The organism is Streptomyces sp. NPDC090499 (assembly GCF_044769305.1).
In the GTDB taxonomy this organism is placed as follows: Bacteria; Actinomycetota; Actinomycetes; order Streptomycetales; family Streptomycetaceae; genus Streptomyces.
This window is the reverse complement of sequence record NZ_JBIVXP010000010.1, coordinates 1-21,438: the sequence shown is the minus strand read 5'-3', so window position 1 is coordinate 21,438 and position 21,438 is coordinate 1. Positions and strand designations below refer to the sequence as shown.

The window sequence follows — 21,438 nt, the reverse complement described above, 5'->3', positions numbered from 1 at the left end:
CTGGCGGTGGCTTCGGCCGCCGCCCACCCCACACCCTCCGCAAGCATCCCGTGGAATTGATCATCTAGCCCAGAATCCCCCGCTGGTACCCCGTAGCAACCGCTGCCGCGCGGTCGTTGACGCCGAGCTTGGTGTAGAGGTGGGTGAGGTGGGTCTTGACCGTGGCCTCGCTGATGAAGAGTTCGCGGGCGATCTCGCGGTTCGAGGCGCCGCGGGCGACGAGAGTCAGCACCTCGCGTTCGCGGGCGGAGAGCGGTTCGTTGCCGGGGGCGGCGGGGGTGCGGACGGCGGAGACGAGGCGGGAGGCGACGGCCGGGGAGAGGACGGTGCGGCCCTGGGCGGCGGCGCGGACGGCGGTGAAGAGTTCCTCGCGCGGGGCGTCCTTGAGGAGGTAGCCGGTGGCGCCCGCCTCGATCGCGGGGAGGGTGTCGGAGTCGGTGTCGTAGGTGGTGAGGACGAGGACCTTGGCGCGGGCGCCCCGCCGGGTGAGTTCGCGGATGGCGTCGACCCCGCCGCCGCCCGGCATGCGGAGGTCCATGAGGATCACGTCGGGGTCGAGGGTGCCGGCGAGCGTGACGGCTTCGGCGCCGTCGGACGCCTCGCCGAGGACCGTGAAGCCGGGGGCGGACTCGAACATGCCGCGCAGGCCGTCGCGGACCACGGGGTGGTCGTCGACGATGAGCAGCGAGATCGGGGGCTCAGTTGTCATGGCGGACCAACGGTACGCGCGCCGACAGCGCGGTGCCGAGCCCCGGTTCGGACTCCACGGTCAGGGAGCCCGCGATGCGCTCGGCGCGGGCGCGCATGCCGTCCAGGCCGAAGCCCCCGGCGCGGGTACGGGCGGGCACCGCGAGCAGGTCGAAGCCGGTGCCGTCGTCCCGGATGTCGAGGATGACCTCGCCGCCCGGGAAGTCGCCCAGGTAGGAGAGGGTGACGCCGACGCGGGAGGCGTGCGCGTGCCGGGCGGCGTTGGAGAGGGCCTCCTGGACGATGCGCAGGAGGGTGGCCGCGACCTCCCCGTGGAGGTGCTCGGCGGTACCGGTGACGGTGAACTCGGCACGTACACCCGTCCGTTCGCTCCACTCGGCGACCGTCTTCTGCAGCGCCTCGGGCAGCCCGTCGTGCTCCAGCGCGACCGGGGCCAGGTTGTGCACGGAGCGGCGGGCCTCCCCCAGGCTGTGCCGGGCCAGCGCGAGGGCGCGGCCCACGTGCTCCTCGGCCACCGCCGGGTCGGGGGCGTTGGTGACGACCTGGAGCTGGGCGATGATCCCGGCCAGGCCCTGGGCGATGGTGTCGTGGATCTCGGCGGCGAGCCGGCGGCGTTCGTCGGCGACCCCGGCCTCCCGTGCCTGGAGGAGGAGCTGGGCGTGCAGGGCCGCGTTCTCGTCCAGGGCCTGGCGCAGCGCGGCGATGGTCTCGGTGCGCTCCTCGGTCCGCTGTTTCTCCTGCTCGGTGAGGTGCGCGATGCCCATCTGGAGAGCGGAGTTGGCGACCAGCAGCACGGCGAAGAGGGTCCACTGGACCACGCTCCCGAACGGCATCCCGCCCGCCTGCGCACCCGCCACGGTGACGGCGCTCGCCAGCAGCCCCAGCCGCCGCACCCGGCGCGGCAGCAGTTCGTCGGCGTCCATGTAACCGCTGGCGGCGTAGAACGCGAAGAACGGGTTGAGCCAGGTGAGGACGAAGGCGAGGGCCCAGCGGACCAGGTAGTACGCGGTCCCGGCCGCGGAGGGCGTACGACCGTGGCCGGGGCGGCGGGACCGGGTGCCGTGCCACCACAGTTGGAGCACGAGCGCGGCGCCGACCAGCGACCATGCGGTCAGCCACACGGCGTCGGGGGTGTGGGGGTCGGCGGAGGCGACCCCCAGGGCGATGCTGACGCCGAGCAACCCGTACGGCCCCCAGGTGTGCAGTTGCTCCCAGCGCCGGTCGATCCGGTTGTCCTCCGCGGTCATGTCCCCAGTCTGCACGGCGGGCAGCCTCCTACTCCCAGCGGAACCAGCGGGCGGCACCCGCCGTGAGCAGGACCGTCCAGAGGGCGAGCACGCCCAGGTGCTCCCAGCCGGGCCAGTGTCCGGCGGCGGCCCGGTCCAGGGCGCGGGCCGCCGCGCCGAACGGGGTCAGCTGGACGACGCGGGCCATCGCGTGCGGCATCGCGGCCACCGGGATCCACACGCCCGCGCAGAACATCATCGGGAAGAACACCGCCGAGCCGACCGCGCCCGCGATCTTCGTGGTGCGGGACAGCGCCGAGACGACGGAGCCGAGGGCGAGGGCGGCCGCGCCCGCGAGCAGCAGGGCCAGCAGGTATCCGCCGGGCTGCTTCGGCAGCCGTACGTCGAAGGCGAGCCGCCCGACGAGGAGCGCCAGCAGCGCCGAGCCGAGCGCGACCGTGCCCTGCACCACCATCTGTGCGGACAGCAGCGCGGAGGGCCGTACGGGGGTGAGCCGCATCCGGCGCAGGATGCCCCGCTCCCGGTGGCCGGTGAGGGCCTGGGGCAGGGTCTGCACGCCGGACATGATCAGGGCGATCAGTACGGCGACGGGCACGTACGCGTCGACCGGGCGCAGCCCGCCGAGGGACTTGTCGGCCTCCCGGAACGAGGGGATCGAGCCGAGGATCACGAGCAGCAGGGTCGGGAAGAGGAAGACCCAGAAGACGGCGCCTGGTTCGCGGCGGAAGAGGCGGAACTCGGTGCGCAGGACGGCGGTGTTCATGCTGCGTCTGCCTCCTTCGTGAGGTCCAGGAACGCGTCGTCGAGGGTGGCGTCCACGACCCGGAGCTGGTGGGCGGTGATGCGGTGCCGGGCGAGCAGGGTGATGACGGCGTTGACGGTCTCGTCGGTGCCGGAGAGCGTGATCCGGCCGTCCTTGCGCTCGACGGAGGCGAGGGCCGGGAGGGCGGCGAGGTCGTGGTCGTCCAGGGGGGCGGACGGGGTGAAGCTGATGACGGTGGCGCCGGCGCTGCGGCGGATCAGCCCGGCCGGGGTGTCGAGGGCGGCCACCCGCCCCCTGTCGATCACCGCGATCCGGTCGCAGAGCCGCTGCGCCTCCTCCATGAAGTGGGTGACGAGGAGGACGGTGACCCCGCGGTCCCGGACGTCCTCGATCAGCTCCCAGGTGTCCCGCCGGGCCCGCGGGTCCAGCCCGGTGGTCAGCTCGTCGAGGACGACGACCCGGGGGTTGCCGATCAACGCCAGGGCGATGAACAGGCGTTGCTTCTGCCCGCCCGACAGCTTGCCGAACCGGGTGGTGAGCTTGCCGGTGAGTCCGAGGCGCTCGGCGAGCGGAGTCCAGTCGAGCGGGTCCGGATAGAAGGAGGCGTACAGCTCAAGGGCCTCGCGGACGGTGAGCTTGGGCTGCAGTTCGCTCTGCTGCAGCTGGGCGCCGAGGACACGGGCGACCTTGTCGTGGTCGGCGACGGGATCGAGCCCGGTGACCCGGACCCGCCCCGCGTCGGGCACCCGCAGCCCCTCCACGCACTCCACAGTGGTGGTCTTGCCGGCCCCGTTCGGCCCGAGGATCCCGAAGATCTCGCCCTCCTCGACGGCGAGACTCACCCCGTCCACGACGGCCCGGCCGCCGTACGACTTCCGCAGGTCTGTGACTTCGATGACGGTTGGCATGCTCCGAGGGTCCCGTCGGGGCCCGGTCCGCCACATCGGCCGCCCCGCTGGAACCGCCATCAACCGATCGGCTGATGCGCCGGATCCACCTGTACGACCCTCCGAACGTCCAGGTCGTAGGACCAGCGGCCGATTCCGGTCCGGCCAAAACTCGGTGGGCGTTGTCAGTGCCGATCCGTAGGCTCGCCCCTGATGCCTCCGACACGTGCAACCACCAAGGACCGGTCCGCCGTCCGCACCCTGCTGCGCCTGTGGCCGTACGTACGGCCGGTGCGGGTGCGGCTGTCCGTCGCCGCGTTCGTCGCGGTCGTCGCCTCCTGTACAGGGCTCGTGATCCCCCTCGTCCTCAAGTGGATGGTGGACGGCCCGGTGGCCGACCACGACCCGGCCGGGGTATGGCTCGGCGCGCTGTACCTGCTGCTGCTCGGCATCGCGGAAGCACTGCTCTTCGGTCTGCGCCGCTGGCTGGTGGCCCGGCCGCTGTCCCGTGTCGAGGCGGGGATGCGGGCGGACCTGTACGGCCATCTCCAGCGCCTGCCGGTCGCCTTCCACGACCGCTGGGCCTCCGGACAGCTGCTCTCCCGGGCCACCACCGACCTGATGCTGCTGCGCATGTTCCTCGCCTTCCCGCTGACCTTCCTCCTGGTGAACGGGGTGACGATCCTCGTCGGCGTGCTGATCATGCTGGCCCAGGACTGGACGCTGGGCCTGGTCATCCTCGGCCCCACCATCCCGGTGATCTGGACCTGCGTGATCTTCGAGAAACGGTACGCGGAGGTGGCGCGGCTCGCCCAGGACCAGGTCGGCGACCTGACGACGGTGGTCGAGGAGAGCGTGCTCGGCATCCGCATCATCAAGGGCTTCGGCCGCCACCGCAGCCAGGCGCACGCCTTCCGCGAACTGGTGCGGACCCTGCGGGGCACGGAGCTGCGCAAGGCGCGGATGCTGGCGATGATCTGGGGCGTCATCGTGACGCTGCCGGAGGTGGCGATCGGGGCGGCGCTGCTGTGGGGCTCGATCCAGGTCGCGGAGGGCGAGCTGAGCGCGGGCACGCTGGTGGCGTTCCTGTCGACGGCGCTGGCGCTGAGGTGGCCGGTGGAGTCGATCGGCTTCCTGCTCGCGATGAGCCAGGAGGCGGCGACGGCGACGGAGCGGTACTTCGAGGTGCGGGACGCGGTGCCGGAGGACGCCGGTTCGTTGCCGGGTGCGGGTGCACGGGGGCTGGTCGCGCAGTTCCCCGCGCCCCTACGGGGCGCTCTCGAACCGGCCTCCGAACAACGCCCCGTAAGGGGCGCGGGGAACGGCGCGACCAGCCCCCACCGGCCCGCGCCCGACAGCGATGGCATCCGCTTCCACTCCGTCTCCTTCCACTACCCCGACGCCGCCCCCGATTCCGCCCCGACCCTCGAACTCGTCGACCTCCACATACGCTCCGGCGAGTCCATGGCCCTCGTCGGCGCCACCGGCAGCGGCAAGACCACCCTCACCGCGCTCATCCCCCGCCTGCACGAGGCCACTTCGGGGCGGATCACCCTCGACGGCCGGGACATCACCGCCATGCCCCGCGAGGAACTCCGCTCCCTCGTCGCCGTCGCCTTCGAGGAACCCACCCTCTTCTCCGCCTCCGTGGGGGAGAACGTGCTCATGGGAGCCGAGGCGGGCGCCGGGGAACCGGAGCTGTCCCGCGCCCTCGCCGTCGCCCAGGCGGACTTCGCGCACGCCCTCCCGCAGGGCACCGCGACCCAGGTCGGCGAGCAGGGCCTCAGTCTCTCCGGCGGTCAGCGGCAGCGCCTCGCGCTCGCGCGGGCGGTCGTCGGCCGGCCCCGCTTCCTGGTGCTGGACGACCCGCTCTCCGCGCTGGACGTGCACACGGAGGCCGCCGTGGAGGCCGCCCTGCGCGACGTGCTCGCCGACACCACCGCGCTGATCGTCGCCCACCGCCCCTCCACGGTCCTGCTCGCCGACCGCGTCGCCCTGCTCTCCGGCGGCCGGGTCACCGCCGTCGGCACCCATCACGAACTGCTGCGCACCAACGCCGAGTACGCCCGCCTGATGTCCGGGGAGGATCACCGCCGATGACCGCAGCCACCTCCCTGCCCGCCCCCGACGAGGACGAGGAACGCCCGCGCCCGGACGCGGCCGACACCCCGGGCGGCGGCGACCCCTTCGACCGCGACGTCCTGCCCACCACGCCCGGCGCCACGGCGACCCTGCTGCGCTCGCTCCTCGCCCCCATGAAGGCGCGGGTCGCCGTCACCACGCTCCTGCTGCTGCTGCAGCAGGCGGCGGTCCAGGCGGGCCCGCTGCTGGTGGCGTACGCCATCGACACGGCCGTACCGGCGTTCCGCCGCCACGACCACGGCCCGCTGTTCGCGGTCGCGGCGGGGTACGGCCTGAGCGCCGTGGTCTCCGGCGGCCTCCAGTACGCGTTCGTCAAGGCCTCCGCCCGCGTCAACCAGGACGTCCTCCTCGACCTGCGCGGCCGCATCTTCCGGCATGCGCAGGCGCTGAGCATCGACTTCCACGAGCGGTACACGTCGGGACGGCTCATCTCCCGCTCCACCACGGACGTCGAGTCGCTGCGCGAGCTGCTGGCCGAGGGCCTCCAGGAACTGGTCACGGTCATCCTCTCCTTCCTCTACATCTCGGCGATGCTGCTCTGGCTGGACCTGGGCCTCGGCGCGGTCGCGGTGGCCAGCTTCGTACCGCTGTACCTGCTCGTGCGGCTGTACCAGCGGCGCGCGGTGCGGGTGTACAAGGAGCGGTCCACGGCGATCGCGGCGGTGATCGTGAAGTTCGTGGAGACGATGAACGGCATCCGCCCGGTGCGCGCGTTCCGCCGGGAGGCCGCCAACGATGCCGAGTTCGCCGTGCTGAACCGCCGCCACGAGCGGACCAACGGCGACGCGCTCCTCGAAATGGCGCGGTACGTGGTCGGCTCCCGGCTGGTCGCCAACACCTCGGTCGCGGTGATCGTGCTGTGGGGCGCCTACCGGGTGGCGTCCGGCTCGCTGGAGCTGGGCGTCCTGGCCGCGGCCGTCCTCTACCTGCGGCGGCTGTACGACCCGATCGACCGCCTCGGCATGTTCCTCAACTCCTACCAGTCGGCCGCGGCCTCCCTGGAGAAGATCGCGGGTCTGCTGGCCCAGACCCCGTCCGTCCCGGAGCCCTCGGTCCCGAAGGAACTGCCCCCGCCGGCGAGCGAACTCCCGGGCCGCGAGGTCGTCTTCGACGGGGTCCGCTTCGCCTACCGCACCGGCGGCGAGGTGCTGCCCGTCTTCGACCTCACCCTCCCGGCCGGGCAGACGGTCGCGGTCGTCGGCTCCACCGGCGCCGGCAAGTCGACCCTCGCCAAACTGCTCGCCCGCTTCTACGACCCCTCCGACGGCCGGGTCCTGCTGGACGGCGTGGACCTGCGCGAGCTGACCGTGCCGGAGCTGCGCCGCGGGGTGGTGATGGTCACCCAGGAGGCGTTCCTGTTCTCCGGCACGGTCGCCGAGAACATCGCCATCGGCCGCCCGGACGCCACCCGTGCGGAGATCGAGCAGGCGGCCAAGGCGATCGGCGCCCACGAGTTCATCGCCGCGCTGCCCGACGGGTACGACACGGACGTCCGCAAGCGCGGCGGGCGCATCTCGGCCGGGCAGCGCCAGCTGGTCGCGTTCGCCCGCGCGCTGCTCGCCGATCCGGCGGTGCTGATCCTCGACGAGGCGACCAGCTCCCTGGACATCCCCGGCGAACGGGCCGTGCAGCGCGCGATGTCGACCGTCCTCAGGGGCCGTACCGCGGTGGTGATCGCGCACCGGCTGTCCACCGTGGAGATCGCCGACCGGGTGCTGGTGATGGAGCACGGCCGCATCGTCGAGGACGGCCGCCCGGCCGAACTCATCGCGGGCACGGGCAGGTTCGCGGATCTGCACCGGGCGTGGCGGGACAGTCTGGCGTAACGGACGGATCGGGGGAGCGCAGAGTGATCGACGCGTACGAGGATCCGGGCACACCCGACACGCGCGGCGGGTGGTCCTACCTGTGGTGGCTGGTGGCCTGCCAGCCGGGCCGCTCGCTCGCCGGGGCGCTGCTGGGCAGTGCCTGGCTGACGCTGATGGCGGGGACGCCGTACCTGATGGCCCGCGCCGTGGACGACGGCCTGGTGCCGGGCCGCATGGGGGTGCTGGCCGGGTGGACGGCGGCGATCTTCGTGCTCGGGGCGGTCAACGCCTGGATCAGCATCATGCGCCACCGCACGATGACCCGGGTGCGGATGGACGCCTACTTCCGCACGGTCAAGGTGCTGGTCGGACAGACGGTACGGCTCGGCGCCGAGCTGTCGCGCCGGTCCGACGCCGGGGAGGTCGTGACGATCGGCGTCGGCGACGTGCACACCATCGCCCAGGCGCTGACCGTCGTCGGCCCCGGGGTGGGCGCGGTCGTCGTGTACGCGGTGGTGGCCGGTCTGCTGCTGGCGATCTCGCCCCTGCTGGCCGGCGTGGTGCTGCTCGGGGTGCCGGTGGTGGCGCTCGTCGCGGGCCCGCTGGCCCGGCGGCTGCAGGGCAGGGAGACCGAGTACCGGGAACGCCAGAGCATCCTGACGGCCCGCATCGGCGACCTGGCGGGCGGCCTGCGCGTCCTCAACGGCCTCGGCGGCAAGGGCCTGTTCGCGGACGCCTTCCGCCGCGACTCCCAGCACCTGCGCGCCCAGGGCTACCGGGTGGGCGCGGTCGCCAGCTGGGTCCAGGCGCTGGGCATGGGCCTGCCGACGGTGTTCCTGGCGGTGGTGACCTGGATCGCCGCCCGGATGGCCGCCCGCGGTGACATCACGGTGGGCCAGCTGGTGTCGGTGTACGGCTATGTCGCGGTCCTGGTGGGCCCGGTCGCGTTCTTCCTCGACATGGGCTACCAGCTGAGCCGGGGCGTGGTGGCCGCCCGCCGGGTCGTACGCCTCCTGCGCCACGAGCCGCAGCCGGACGAGGGCACCCGGCGGCCCCCGGCCGACCCCGCCGTCCTGCACGACCCGGAGTCGGGCGTACGGGTCCGCCCCGGCCGCCTGACGGCCCTGGTGAGCGCGACGGAATCAACCGCGGTGATCGACCGCCTGGGCCGCTACACCCCCTCGAACGTGACCTGGGGAGGCGTACGTCTCGACGCCGTACCTCTGACCGAGGTCCGGTCCCGCATCCTGGTCGCCGACAACGATGCCGACGTGTTCGCGGGCCCCCTGATCGGTGTCATCGCGCCCCAAAGGGGCGTGGGGCCGTGTCCAATGTGCGGTTGCCACAACGCGCCCCAAAGGGGCGCGGGGAACTGCGCGACCAGCCACAACGGCGCCGCACCCGCCGACGCACCTCAAGCCGCACCCCCTGACGCGCACATCACCCACGCCCTCCACGCCGCCGCGGCGAACGACATCGTCCAAGGCCTCCCCGCCGGCCTCGACTCCGAACTCACCGCCCAGGCCCGCAATCTCTCCGGCGGCCAACGCCAACGCATCCGCCTGGCAAGGGCGTTGCTCACCGACCCCGAGGTCCTCCTCGCCGTGGAGCCCACCTCCGCCCTTGACGCCCACACCGAGGCCCTGGTGGCGGAGCGCCTCCGCGCCGCCCGCACCGGCCGCACCACCCTCCTCACCACCACCTCCCCGCTGCTGCTGGCCCACGCCGACGAGGTGGTCTTCCTGGTCGACGGCAAGGTCGTCGCGACCGGCACGCACGAGGGCCTCCTGGACTACGCACCCGGCTACCGGGCCCTGGTGGCCCGGGACACGGAGGACGAGGAGTTCGCAAGGTGACGACGAGTCAACTTCCGGTCGCCGGCAGCGCGGACGTGCGCCGGGCCACCCTCCGCCTGGTGCGGGCGGACCGCGGACCGTTCGCCGCCGCGCTGCTGCTGAACGCGGCGGCGGCCGGCACCGGGCTCGTGGGGCCCTGGCTGGTGGGCCGGATCGTGGACGAGGTGCGGGCCGGCCGCGGGGTCGGCGCCGTGGACCACCTCGCCCGGTGGATCCTGCTCTGCTCCCTCGCCCAGCTGCTGTTCGCCCGCTCCGCCCGCTACCTCGGCCACCGCTTCGGCGAGCGCACGCTGGCCCGGGTCCGCGAGGAGTTCGTGGACCGGGCACTGGCGCTGCCCGCGTCGGTGGTGGAGCGGGCCGGCACCGGCGACCTGACCGCGCGCGGCACGGGCGACGTGAGCACCGTCGGCACCACGCTGCGGGACGCCGGTCCCGAACTGCTGGTCTGCACGGTGCAGGCACTGTTCGTGATGGGCGCGGTGTTCGTCCTCGACCCGCTGCTCGCCGCGTTCGGGGTGCTCGGGCTGACCCCCATCTGGTTCGCGCTGCGCTGGTACCTGCGCCGGGCCCGGGACGGCTATCTCGCCGAGGGCGCGGCCACCTCCGGGGTCGCGGAGATCGTCACGGCGACGGTGGCGGGCGCCCGCACGGTGGAGGCGTTCCGGCTCCGGGAGCAGCGGATCACGGCGAGCCGGGACGCGCTGGAGACCAACCGGAAGGCCCGGTTCTACACCCTGCGGCTGCGGACCGTGTTCTTCCCGGCCGTCGAGGTGTCGTACTCGGTGCCGGTGGCCGGAGTGCTGCTGGTGGGCGGGCTGCTGCACACGGGCGTCGGGGTGGTGGTGTCGGCGGCGCTGTATCTGCGGCAGTTCACCGAGCCGCTGGACCAGATCCTGATCCGGGTGGAGCAACTCCAGTCCAGCAGTGCCTCGTTCGCCCGGGTGGAGGGGCTGGCGCAGGCCCCGCGGGCGGCGGCGGACGGCGCCGTCCCGGCGCCGGCGCCGGCGGACGACCGGATCGACGTGCGCGGGGTGCGGTACGCCTACGAGCGCGGCGGCGAGGTGCTGCGCGGGGTGGACCTCACGGTGCGGCCCGGGGAGCGGCTCGCGGTGGTGGGTCCTTCCGGTGCCGGGAAGACGACGCTGAGCCGGCTGCTGGCGGGCGTCGACGCGCCCGGGTCGGGCACGGTGACCGTGGGCGGGGTGCCGGTCGCGGGGCTGGAACCGGAGCGGCTGCGGCGCCAGGTCGTCCTGGTCACCCAGGAGCACCACGTCTTCCTCGGCACGGTCCGGGACAACCTGCTGATCGCCGAACCGGCCGCGGCCGACGCGGACCTGTGGGCGGCGCTCGCCGCCGTCGGCGCCGACGACTGGGTGCGCGGCCTGCCCGACGGTCTCGACACCCCGCTCGGCGCGGGCGGTGCGGGCGGTACGGCCACCGACGGCTCCCGGGCCCAGCAACTCGCGCTGGCCCGGGTGGTGCTGGCCGACCCGCACACGCTGATCCTGGACGAGGCGACCGCGCTGCTGGACCCGGCGACCGCCCGGCACACCGAGCGCGCGCTGGCGGCCGTACTCGAAGGGCGTACGGTCATCGCCATCGCCCACCGGCTGCACACCGCCCACGACGCCGACCGGGTGGCCGTGATGGAGGACGGCCTCCTCACCGAACTCGGCACGCACGAGGAGCTGGTGGCGGCGGGCGGGGCGTACGCGGCGCTGTGGGCGACCTGGCACGGCGACAAGGCACCCTGAGCCGCCGCGGCCACCGTCACCCTTGCCACCCTCTCAATATTCCGCATACCGAACATGAACATCCGGACAACGGACGATTTCCGGCCAAGTTTCTGACGCGGTCCTGACAGGTGGCGTTTTCTGCTGCCACTCTTCCCACGGCCGACTCACAGCAACCCCACAGCTTCACCCCACCGTCGCTGTCGGTCCGGCACTGCACACGCAACATGGTTCCGCGTTCCGCCCAGTTCTGCCCGGCCGGCCCACCCGCCGCCCGGATCTCCCCTGGCCGTGCGACCCGCGGCCACGCAGAAGGAGTCAGTGTTGAGCAGCAGTTCCTCTCGCAGACGCACCCCCCACAGCACGTACCGCCGCACCGCGGCCGTCGCCCTCGCCGGGGTCGGCGCCCTGATCGCCGCCGCCGTCCAGTCCGGCGCCGCCAGCGCCGCGCCGGCCGCCCCGCAGCTCGGCCGCGCCAACCCGGCCCACGCGGCCGTCAAGCTCTCCCCCTCGCAGCGCGCCGAACTGCTCCGCGACGCGAGCGGCGAACGGGCCGCCACCGCCAAGGCGATAGGCCTCGGCACCCAGGAGAAGCTGGTCGTCAAGGACGTCGTCAAGGACGCCGACGGCACCCTGCACACCCGCTACGAGCGCACCTACGCGGGCCTGCCGGTGCTCGGCGGCGACCTGATCGTCGACACCGCGAAGTCGGGCGCCACCGAGCGCGTCGTCAAGGCGAACAACGCCACCCTCAAGGTCGCCGACCTCACCCCGGCCAAGACCGCGGCGAGCGCCGAGAAGACCGCCCTCGCCGCCGCGAAGACGCTGGGCTCCACCAGGTCCGCCGCCGACGGCGCCCGCAAGGTGATCTGGGCCGGCTCCGGCACCCCCGTCCTCGCCTACGAGACCATCGTCGGCGGCTTCCAGGACGACGGCACCCCCAACCAGCTGCACGTCATCACCGACGCGGCCACCGGCAAGAAGCTCTTCGAGTACCAGGGCATCGAGAACGTCACCGGCACCGGCAACACCCAGTACAGCGGGACGGTGTCGCTGTCGACGACCCAGTCGGGCTCGACGTACAACCTGACCGACGGCGACCGCGGCGGCCACAAGACGTACAACCTGAACCACGGCACCTCGGGCACCGGCACGCTGTTCTCGCAGTCGAGCAACACCTGGGGCAACGGCACCACGTCGAACGCCGCCACCGCGGGCGCCGACGCGCACTACGGGGCCGCCGAGACCTGGGACTTCTACAAGAACACGTTCGGCCGCAGCGGCATCAAGAACAACGGCGTCGGCGCCTACTCCCGCGTCCACTACGGCAACTCGTACGTGAACGCGTTCTGGGACGACGGCTGCTTCTGCATGACCTACGGCGACGGCTCCGGCAACGCGGACCCGCTGACCGCCCTCGACGTGGCCGGCCACGAGATGAGCCACGGCGTCACGTCGAACACGGCGGGCCTCAACTACACCGGTGAGTCCGGCGGCCTGAACGAGGCGACCTCCGACATCATGGGCACCGGCGTGGAGTTCTACGCGGCGAACTCCTCCGACGTCGGCGACTACCTCATCGGCGAGAAGATCGACATCAACGGCGACGGCACCCCGCTGCGCTACATGGACAAGCCCAGCAAGGACGGCGGCAGCGCCGACTACTGGTCCTCCTCGGTCGGCGGCCTCGACGTGCACTACTCGTCCGGCGTCGCCAACCACTTCTTCTACCTGCTGAGCGAGGGCAGCGGCGCCAAGGTCATCAACGGCGTCAGCTACAACTCGCCCACGAAGGACGGCCTCCCGGTCACCGGCATCGGCCGGGACAAGGCGCTGCAGATCTGGTACCGGGCGCTCACCACCAAGTTCACCTCGACCACCAACTACGCGGCCGCCCGCACCGGCACCCTGGCGGCGGCGGGTGAGCTGTACGGCACCACCAGCACCGAGTACAAGGCGGTGCAGGACGCCTGGGCGGCCGTCGCGGTCGGCTCGCGGTCCGGCGGTGGCGGCGGTACGGGCACGTCGTACGAGAGCACCACACCGGTGTCGATTCCGGACAACGGCCCGGCGGTCACCTCGTCGATCACGGTCTCCGGCCGGACCGGCAACGCGCCGAGCAACTTGCAGGTAACGCCGAATATCAGCCACACGTGGCGCGGCGACCTGGTGGTGGACCTCGTCGGTCCGTCCGGGACGTCGTACCGGCTGAAGAACTTCAGCTCCTCCGACTCGGCGGACAACGTGACGGACACCTACACGGTCAACGCCTCGTCGGAATCGGCCAATGGCACCTGGAAGCTCAAGGTCCAGGACCAGGCCGCACAGGACGTCGGCACGATCAACGGGTGGAAGCTGACCTTCCCCTAACCGCAGGTAACAGCCGCGCGCACCGGGCGCCGTCCACGGGGAGCCTCCCCGCGGGCGGCGCCCGTTTTACATGCCCGCAACGTTCACCGAACACCTGCCTTTCGGCCAACATCACTTCAGGGGACTGACATGTACGCGACCTTGATGTCACTCTTCCATCACCCGTCGCACAGCACAGCAACTTCACAACCCCACAGCCGGGCCGGTAACCCCACTCCGCCCCGGACTCCCCACATCCTGAAGGAGCTTGAGTGAGCCCCCTCTACGCGCGTCACAAGCGCACCACGCTCGCCATCGCCACCGCTGTCGCCGCCGGCGCCCTCCTCACCACAGGTATGACCGCGAACGCCTCGGCCGTCGACAAGAAGCCGCTGGCCGCCGCCCCCACCCTGCTCTCCAACTCCGCCCGCACCGCCCTGATCCAGAAGGCGGACGCGAACGTCGCCGAGACGGCCAGGCAGATAGGCCTCGGCGCCAAGGAGAAGCTGGTCGTCAAGGACGTCGTGAAGGACGTCGACGGCACGGTCCACACGCGCTACGAGCGCACCTACGCGGGCCTGCCCGTCCTCGGCGGCGACCTCGTCGTGCACACCTCCAAGGCCGGCAAGACCGAGGGCGTCACCAAGGCGACGAAGACCGCCATCAAGGTGGCCTCCCTGAAGCCGCAGATCAGCACCGCCAAGGCGGAGAAGTCGGCGCTGAGCGTCGCCAGGACCCTCGGCTCCACCAAGTCGGCCGCCGACGGCGCCCGCAAGGTGATCTGGGCCGGCTCCGGCACCCCCGTCCTCGCCTACGAGACGATCGTCGGCGGCTTCCAGGACGACGGCACCCCCAACCAGCTGCACGTCATCACCGACGCGGCCACCGGCAAGAAGCTCTTCGAGTACCAGGGCATCGAGAACGCCACGGGCACCGGCAAGACCCTGTACTCGGGCACCGTCAGCCTCGACACCACTCTGTCGGGCTCGACGTACAGCCTGACCGACGCCACGCGCGGCAGCCACAAGACGTACAACCTCAAGCACGGCACGTCCGGCACCGGCACGCTGTTCACCGACGCGGACAACGTCTGGGGCACCGGCGCGGCCTCCAGCTCCACCACCGACCAGACCGCCGCCGCGGACGCCGCCTACGGCGCCCAGGAGACCTGGGACTTCTACAAGAACACGTTCGGCCGCAGCGGCATCAAGAACAACGGCGTCGGCGCCTACTCCCGCGTCCACTACGGCAGCTCCTACGTGAACGCGTTCTGGGACGACAGCTGCTTCTGCATGACCTACGGCGACGGCTCCGGCAACACCCACCCGCTGACCTCGCTGGACGTGGCCGGCCACGAGATGAGCCACGGCGTCACCGCCAACACCGCCGGCCTCAACTACAGCGGCGAGTCCGGCGGCCTCAACGAGGCGACCTCCGACATCATGGGCACCGGCGTGGAGTTCTACGCGGCGAACTCCTCCGACGTCGGCGACTACCTCATCGGCGAGAAGATCGACATCAACGGCGATGGCACCCCGCTGCGCTACATGGACCAGCCCAGCAAGGACGGCGGCTCCGCCAACTACTGGTCCTCCTCGGTCGGCAACCTCGACGTGCACTACTCGTCCGGCGTCGCCAACCACTTCTTCTACCTGCTGTCCGAGGGCAGCGGCGCGAAGACGATCAACGGAGTCTCCTACAACTCCCCCACCTACAACGGCTCGACGGTCACCGGCATCGGCCGGGCCAAGGCGCTCCAGATCTGGTACAAGGCGCTGACGACGTACTTCACGTCGACCACCAACTACAAGTCGGCCCGCACCGGCACGCTGTCCGCGGCGGCCGCGCTGTACGGCTCCGGCTCCACCGAGTACAACGCGGTGGCGTCGGCCTGGACGGCGGTCAACGTCAGCTGACCCCACCCCCAGCGGTACAGGCGGACCCCCGGGACGAAGGCGCCCCGGGGGTCCGCCCTACCCTCTCTCCCATGTCCTTCACGTACGAGGCGGTCGGCGCCACCCGCGAGAACCTCGCCGCCTGCCCACCGGGCTTCCACCCCCTGCACGTGCGCACGCGCATAGGGGAGGGCCGGGAAGTCTTCCACCGGGCCGCCGAGGCGGTCCTCACCTGGGAACTCCACCGCGCCCTCGGCGTGGGCATCGACACCGTCGCCGACCGCGCGGCCCCCGGCGTCGACGTCACCGTCACCCTGGCCGGCCTCATCAAGGCTCCCTGCCGCATAGTCTGGACCGCCGAGGAGTCCCGCCGCGCCGGCTGGGCCTACGGCACCCTCGCCGGCCACCCCGAGAGCGGCGAGGAGGCCTTCGTCGTCGACCGCACCGGCGACGGCACGGTCTGGCTCACGGTCGCCGCCTTCAGCAGACCCGCCAAGTGGTACACCCGCGCAGGCGGCGCCGCGACCCGGGGCTTGCAACAGGCGTACGCACGGAGATGCGGGGCCGTACTGCGGAGGCTGTGCGCGGATGCGGAGCCGGAGTTCTGACGGAACTCCGACGGGCAGGCCGCTGCCGGACGGGCCCGAGGGCGAGCGGAGACCACCCGCCCTCGGGCCCCTGAGGACTCAGCGCAGCAGCACCCCGGCCCCCGTCACCGCGCCCTCCGCGGGGGCCACCACCAGGCCCAGCTCCGCGCCGGACGCCAGCAGGCGGTGGGTGGGGAGGATGCGGACCGTGTAGCCGTAGGGGCCCGTGCGGTCCAGGGAGAGCGGGCCCTCGTAGGTCCAGTGGCCCTCCAGGTCGGGGCCGGAGACCGGCTTGAGGGGCACCGTGGTCGCGTCCGTGATGCGGTCCTCCGGGTCGACGCGGCCGGAGACGGCCTGGACCTCCACGTCGTCGGGGGCGAGGTCGCCGAGGCGGACGCGGACCCGGACGGCGAGGGTGGTGCCGAGTTCGGCGGTGGCCGTGGCGGTGGCCGTCTCGACGTGGTCCACCGAGACGCCGTGCCAGGCCGCCCGCACCCTGCCCTTCCAGCCGGCGAGCTCACGGGCCGCGTCTGGGGTCATGGACCGGTGGGCGTGGGCCGCCGGGGTGTAGAGGCGCTCCACGTACTCGCGGACCATGCGGCCCGCCAGCACCTTGGGACCGAGGAGGGTGAGGGTCTGGCGGACCATCTCGATCCACCGGTCCGGCAGACCGCTGCGGCCGCGCTCGTAGAAGCGCGGGGTCACCCGCTGCTCCAGCAGGTCGTACAGCGCGGCGGCCTCGATGTCGTCCCGGCGGTCGGGATCGGTGCCGGCGCCGTCCGCCGTCGGGATCGCCCAGCCGAAGTCCGGCTGGAACCACTCGTCCCACCAGCCGTCCAGGACCGAGAGGTTGAGGCCGCCGTTGAGCGCCGCCTTCATCCCGCTCGTCCCGCACGCCTCCAGGGGGCGCAGCGGGTTGTTCAGCCAGATGTCACAGCCGGGCAGGAGCTTCTGCGCCATCGCCATGCCGTAGTCGGGCAGGAAGACGACGCGGTGGCGGACGCGCGGGTCGTCGGTGAAGCGGACCAGTTCCTGCACCAGCCGCTTGCCGCCGTCGTCGGCCGGGTGCGCCTTTCCCGCCACCACGATCTGGATCGGCCGCTCGGGGTGGGTCAGGAGGTCCATCAGCCGGTCGCGGTCGCGCAGCATGAGCGTGAGACGTTTGTACGACGGGACGCGCCGGGCGAACCCGATGGTCAGGACGTCCGGGTCGAGGGCGCCGTCGATCCACCCCAGCTCGGCGGTACCGGCGCCGCGCTGCCGCCAGGACGCCCGCAGCCGCTCCCGCACCTCCAGCACCAGCTGCTCGCGCAGGCTGCGGCGCAGCTCCCAGATCTCCTGGTCGGCGATCTCGGCGACGGCGTCCCAGCGTTCCGGTCCGCCGACCGTCAGCGCCTCCTCGGTACGGCGGTCACCGAGCTGCCGGGCGCCCAGCCGGACCACCTCGGGCGCCACCCAGGTCGGGGCGTGCACCCCGTTCGTCACCGAGGTGATCGGCACCTCGTCGGGGTCGAAGCCCGGCCACAGCCCGGAGAACATCTCCCGGCTGACGTTGCCGTGCAGCAGCGAGACCCCGTTGGCGCGCTGGGCGAGCCGCAGCCCCATCACGGCCATGTTGAACAGGTTGGGCTCGCCGCCGGGGTAGGTCTCCATGCCGAGCCGCAGGATGTGCTCGACCCCGATCCCGGGGAGTTCGGCGTCGGCACCGAAGTGGTGGGCGACCAGCTCGCGGTCGAAGCGGTCGATGCCGGCCGGGACGGGCGTGTGGGTGGTGAAGACGGTACCGGCCCGGACCGCTTCCAGCGCCGCGTCGAAGTCCAGCCCGGCGGCGACCAGTTCGGCGATCCGCTCCAGGCCGAGGAACCCGGCGTGCCCCTCGTTGGTGTGGAACACCTCGGGCTCGGGGTGGCCGGTCAGCCGGCAGTACGTCCGTACGGCCCGGACACCCCCTATCCCGAGGAGCATCTCCTGGAGCAGCCGGTGCTCGCTGCCGCCGCCGTAGAGCCGGTCGGTGACCCCGCGTTCGCCGGTGTCGTTCTCCTCGACGTCCGAGTCCAGCATGAGCAGCGGCACCCTGCCGACCTGGGCCAGCCAGATGCGGGCGCGCAGCAGTCTGCCGCCGGGCAGCGCGAGGGAGACGTGCGCCGGGGTGCCGTCGGCCTCCTTGAGGAGGGCCACGGGGAGTTCGTTGGGGTCGAGGACGGGATAGTGCTCCTGCTGCCAGCCGTCCCGGGACAGGGTCTGCCGGAAGTAGCCGTGCCGGTAGAGCAGGCCGACGCCGATCAGCGGCACGCCGAGGTCGCTGGCCGACTTGAGGTGGTCGCCGGCCAGGATGCCGAGGCCGCCGGAGTACTGCGGCAGGGCGGCCGTGATGCCGAACTCGGGTGAGAAGTAGGCGACGGCGGCCGGGAGTTCGGCCGTCTGCGGGCGGGTCTGGTACCAGCGGTCGCCGGTCACGTAGTCACCCAGGTCGTCGGCGGCCGCGGTCAGCCGGCGCAGGAAGCGGCGGTCCCCGGCCAGCTCGGCGAGGCGCGCCGGCGGCACACTGCCGAGCAGCCGCACCGGGTCGCCCTCGGAGGCGGCCCAGCGCTCGGGGTCGACGGCCTGGAAGAGGTCACGGGTCTCGGCGTGCCAGGACCAGCGCAGGTTACGGGCCAGGTCGCTGAGGGGGCGGAGGGGCTCGGGGAGAACGGGACGGACGGTGAACCGGCGGATCGCCTTCACATTCCACTCCACGCGTTCGCGGTGGGAGCCGTACGGCGGTGTGCGGCTCGGCGTCTGTCAGACAGTACCGGTGTCGGGGTACCGCTGGGGGCTGCCGCCCCCAGACCTCCGCTTCGGCCCGAACGGCCTCGTCCTCGGACGCCGGACGGGCCGGAGGCGGTGCGGACCGGTCTGCGTCGCCAGGCGCCAGGCGCCAGGCGCCAGGCGCCAGGCGCCGGACGGTCTCCGGCCCCGGGTGCCTTCTTGTCGGCTTTCGCCCCGTACGAGACGCTGCCTCCCTGAGCCGAGGAGGGGGACTCACAGCCATGGCACGGACGTACAGCCGACGGCTGCGTCTGGTGGGGGGCTTGACCGCGGCCGTGACGGCCGCGGTGCTGTCGACGGCCACCCTGCCCGCGCACGCCGTACCGGAGGGAACCGTCGTCGGCGCCGGCCGGGCCGGTTCGGTCGGCGGGAGTTATCTGGTGACGCTCAAGGAGGGGATCAAGGGGGCGTCGGCGGCCGGGAGGGCCGTCGCCGCCCGGTATGGGGCGAAAACAAGCCATACTTACGGCACCGTGCTGAACGGCTACGCCGTCGAAGCAAGCGCTGCACAGGCCAGGCGGCTCGCCGCGGACTCGCGGGTCGCCTCCGTCGTCCAGGACAGCCGGGTCCAGCCGGCGCGCACCCGGGAGAACATCCAGAGGAACCCGCCGTCCTGGGGCCTGGACCGCGTCGACCAGGCGGGGCTGCCGCTGAACAGGTCGTACACCTCGCCGGGGTCGGCGGGTGCGGGTGTCACCGTGTACGTGATCGACACCGGGGTCCGCATCACGAACACCGACTTCGGCGGACGCGCGAGCTACGGCTGGGACTTCGTGGGGAACGACGGGTCCGCCGGTGACGGCAACGGGCACGGCACCCATGTCGCCGGCATCATCGCCGGTACCAGGTACGGCGTCGCCAAGAAGGCCCGGGTGGTCTCCGTGCGGGTCCTGGACGACACCGGGGCGGGCACCACCGCCCAGGTCATCGCCGGTGTCGACTGGGTCACCGCGCACGCCCGCAGACCGGCGGTCGCCAACCTCAGCCTGGGCGGCTACCACAGCTCCCCACTGGACACCGCCGTACGGAACTCGATCAGGGCGGGCGTGACCTACACGGTCGCCGCCGGCAACGGCGGCGTCCCGGCCGCCCGTTACTCGCCGGCCGGCGTGCCGCAGGCCCTCACCGTCGGCGCCACCGACCGCACCGACGCCCGCGCGGGCTTCTCCGACTACGGTTCCGCCGTCGACCTGTTCGCCCCGGGCGTGGCGATCACCTCGGACGCGAACGCGAGCGACACGGCCAGGGCCACCTACTCGGGGACGTCGATGGCGGCACCGCACGTCGCGGGCGCCGCCGCCCTCTACCTCGCCGGGCACCGCGGGGCGACCCCGGCCCAGGTCGCCGACGCCCTGATTGCCGGGGCGGCGAGCGGGAAGGTGTCGGATGCGGGGCGCGGGTCGCCCAACAGGCTGCTGCGGGTGCCGGAGCCGTAAAGCGGTTTCTGGTATGCGATCACGCCACCGGCCCCGTTCGCCGTGAACGGGGCCGGTCTTGTGCGTAGACGTACGGCTGAGTAGTTAACAAAGTGCCGGATTGCCTACCCGAATAGGGTGGGAAGGCTCCTCCGGTACACCCCACAGACACAGCACTGACACCAGGCAGCGGTACAACACCAGGTACACCCCGCAGGACCCACCTCCCCACCACCCATCCGCCCACACCCACGTTGCCGCGGACAGGAGCGGTCATGCCCGCCACGCACCAACCGTCAGCACCTCCGACCCGGCGCCCGTCACCCGGCGCGCCGCCCCCCGCGGACGAGGCCACCGCCGTCGGCCGCATACCCGTCCTCGACGTCCGCCCGCTGATCCAGCAGGGGCGCCGGCCCGCCAAGGCGGTCACCGGGGAGTCGTTCGAGGTCACCGCCACCGTCTTCCGCGAGGGCCATGACGCCGTCGCCGCCAACGTCGTACTGAAGGACCCGAAGGGCCGCCCGGGGCCCTGGACCCCGATGCGGGAGCTGGCCCCCGGCACCGACCGCTGGGGCGCCACCGTCACCGTCGACGGGAAACCGGGCCGCTGGACGTACCAGGTCGAGGCATGGGGAGATCCGGTCACCACCTGGCGCCACCACGCGAAGATCAAGATACCCGCGGGCATCGACACCGAGCTGGTCCTGGAGGAGGGCGCCCGGCTCCACGAACGGGCCGCCGCCGGGGTCCCGAAGGCAAAAAAACGGGAAATCCTGCTCGCCGCGGCCGCCGCCCTCCGCGACGAGGAACGGCCCGCCCCCTGGCGGCTGGCCGCCGCTCTCACCCCCGAGGTGGAGAAGGTCCTGGCGCGGTATCCGTTGCGGGAGCTGGTGACCGTCTCGGAGCCGCTGCCGTTGCTGGTGGAGCGTGAACGGGCGCTGTACGGCTCCTGGTACGAGTTCTTCCCGCGTTCGGAGGGGACGGCGGAGCGGCCGCACGGCACGTTCCGGACGGCGGCGCGGCGGCTGCCGAAGATCGCGGAGATGGGCTTCGACGTCGTCTACCTGCCGCCGGTCCACCCCATCGGGACGACCTTCCGCAAGGGCCGCAACAACACCCTCACCCCGACCCCGGAGGATGTGGGGGTGCCGTGGGCGATCGGGTCGCCGGAGGGCGGTCACGACGCCGTCCACCCGGACCTGGGCACGATCGAGGACTTCCGGTGGTTCGTGGCGGAGGC

14 protein-coding genes are annotated in these 21,438 nt (G+C 72.6%); 9 read left to right on the top strand and 5 right to left on the bottom strand.

The annotated features are described in order from the left end of the window. Nucleotides 1-64 precede the first annotated feature (64 nt). From ACIQVL_RS31745 to ACIQVL_RS31730, 4 genes are read right to left on the bottom strand one after another with little or no spacing between them, the layout of a single operon-like run. Entirely contained in the window at nucleotides 65-709 is a 645-nt protein-coding gene (locus tag ACIQVL_RS31745) for a response regulator (RefSeq protein ID WP_403477069.1), read from the bottom strand. After that, complete coding sequence (locus ACIQVL_RS31740) at nucleotides 699-1,955, bottom strand: sensor histidine kinase (RefSeq protein WP_403477068.1); 1,257 nt, start codon at nucleotides 1,953-1,955, stop codon at nucleotides 699-701. The genes ACIQVL_RS31745 and ACIQVL_RS31740 overlap by 11 nt, the downstream gene beginning before the upstream one ends. A 28-nt stretch (nucleotides 1,956-1,983) precedes the next feature. Continuing rightward, nucleotides 1,984-2,718: an ABC transporter permease gene (locus ACIQVL_RS31735; protein ID WP_403477067.1), complete on the bottom strand. Its 735-nt coding sequence runs from the start codon at nucleotides 2,716-2,718 to the stop codon at nucleotides 1,984-1,986. After that, nucleotides 2,715-3,626: an ATP-binding cassette domain-containing protein gene (locus tag ACIQVL_RS31730; RefSeq protein WP_403477066.1), complete on the bottom strand. Its 912-nt coding sequence runs from the start codon at nucleotides 3,624-3,626 to the stop codon at nucleotides 2,715-2,717. Before ACIQVL_RS31730 ends, ACIQVL_RS31735 begins: the two co-directional genes overlap by 4 nt. A gap of 192 nt (nucleotides 3,627-3,818) precedes the next feature. On the opposite strand from ACIQVL_RS31730, the gene ACIQVL_RS31725 reads away from it, so the two are divergent. The 7 genes from ACIQVL_RS31725 (at nucleotide 3,819) to ACIQVL_RS31695 (ending at nucleotide 15,996) form a co-directional block, all read left to right on the top strand. After that, nucleotides 3,819-5,705: an ABC transporter ATP-binding protein gene (locus ACIQVL_RS31725; RefSeq protein ID WP_403432508.1), complete on the top strand. Its 1,887-nt coding sequence runs from the start codon at nucleotides 3,819-3,821 to the stop codon at nucleotides 5,703-5,705. Then, the gene (locus ACIQVL_RS31720) at nucleotides 5,702-7,573 is read left to right on the top strand and encodes an ABC transporter ATP-binding protein (RefSeq protein WP_403477065.1); all 1,872 of its coding nucleotides are present in this window, start codon (nucleotides 5,702-5,704) and stop codon (nucleotides 7,571-7,573) included. The genes ACIQVL_RS31725 and ACIQVL_RS31720 overlap by 4 nt, the downstream gene beginning before the upstream one ends. Before the next feature lie 23 nt (nucleotides 7,574-7,596). Further along, nucleotides 7,597-9,411: an ABC transporter transmembrane domain-containing protein gene (locus ACIQVL_RS31715; protein WP_403432503.1), complete on the top strand. Its 1,815-nt coding sequence runs from the start codon at nucleotides 7,597-7,599 to the stop codon at nucleotides 9,409-9,411. Next, nucleotides 9,408-11,165 carry an ABC transporter ATP-binding protein gene (locus ACIQVL_RS31710; RefSeq protein WP_403432500.1) on the top strand — a complete coding sequence of 586 codons (1,758 nt, stop codon included), beginning with the start codon at nucleotides 9,408-9,410 and terminating at the stop codon, nucleotides 11,163-11,165. The genes ACIQVL_RS31715 and ACIQVL_RS31710 overlap by 4 nt, the downstream gene beginning before the upstream one ends. A 303-nt stretch (nucleotides 11,166-11,468) precedes the next feature. Further along, complete coding sequence (locus ACIQVL_RS31705; protein WP_403432497.1) at nucleotides 11,469-13,514, top strand: M4 family metallopeptidase; 2,046 nt, start codon at nucleotides 11,469-11,471, stop codon at nucleotides 13,512-13,514. 251 nt (nucleotides 13,515-13,765) lie between these two features. After that, entirely contained in the window at nucleotides 13,766-15,409 is a 1,644-nt protein-coding gene (locus ACIQVL_RS31700; RefSeq protein WP_403432496.1) for a M4 family metallopeptidase, read from the top strand. Between the two features lie 71 nt (nucleotides 15,410-15,480). Continuing rightward, nucleotides 15,481-15,996, top strand: a complete 516-nt coding sequence (locus ACIQVL_RS31695) for a DUF1990 family protein (protein WP_403432494.1) — start codon at nucleotides 15,481-15,483, stop codon at nucleotides 15,994-15,996. A gap of 78 nt (nucleotides 15,997-16,074) precedes the next feature. Here the strand turns inward: ACIQVL_RS31695 and ACIQVL_RS31690 are convergent, their stop codons facing one another. Continuing rightward, a complete protein-coding gene (locus tag ACIQVL_RS31690; RefSeq protein WP_403433389.1) occupies nucleotides 16,075-18,699 on the bottom strand; it encodes a glycosyltransferase family 1 protein in 2,625 nt (874 codons plus the stop codon). A gap of 305 nt (nucleotides 18,700-19,004) precedes the next feature. On the opposite strand from ACIQVL_RS31690, the gene ACIQVL_RS31685 reads away from it, so the two are divergent. Together ACIQVL_RS31685 and ACIQVL_RS31680 are read left to right on the top strand one after the other, a co-directional pair. Then, nucleotides 19,005-20,219: a S8 family peptidase gene (locus ACIQVL_RS31685; protein WP_403477064.1), complete on the top strand. Its 1,215-nt coding sequence runs from the start codon at nucleotides 19,005-19,007 to the stop codon at nucleotides 20,217-20,219. 254 nt (nucleotides 20,220-20,473) lie between these two features. After that, on the top strand, nucleotides 20,474-21,438 hold a 965-nt coding region (locus tag ACIQVL_RS31680; RefSeq protein ID WP_403477063.1), incomplete at its 3' end, for a maltotransferase domain-containing protein.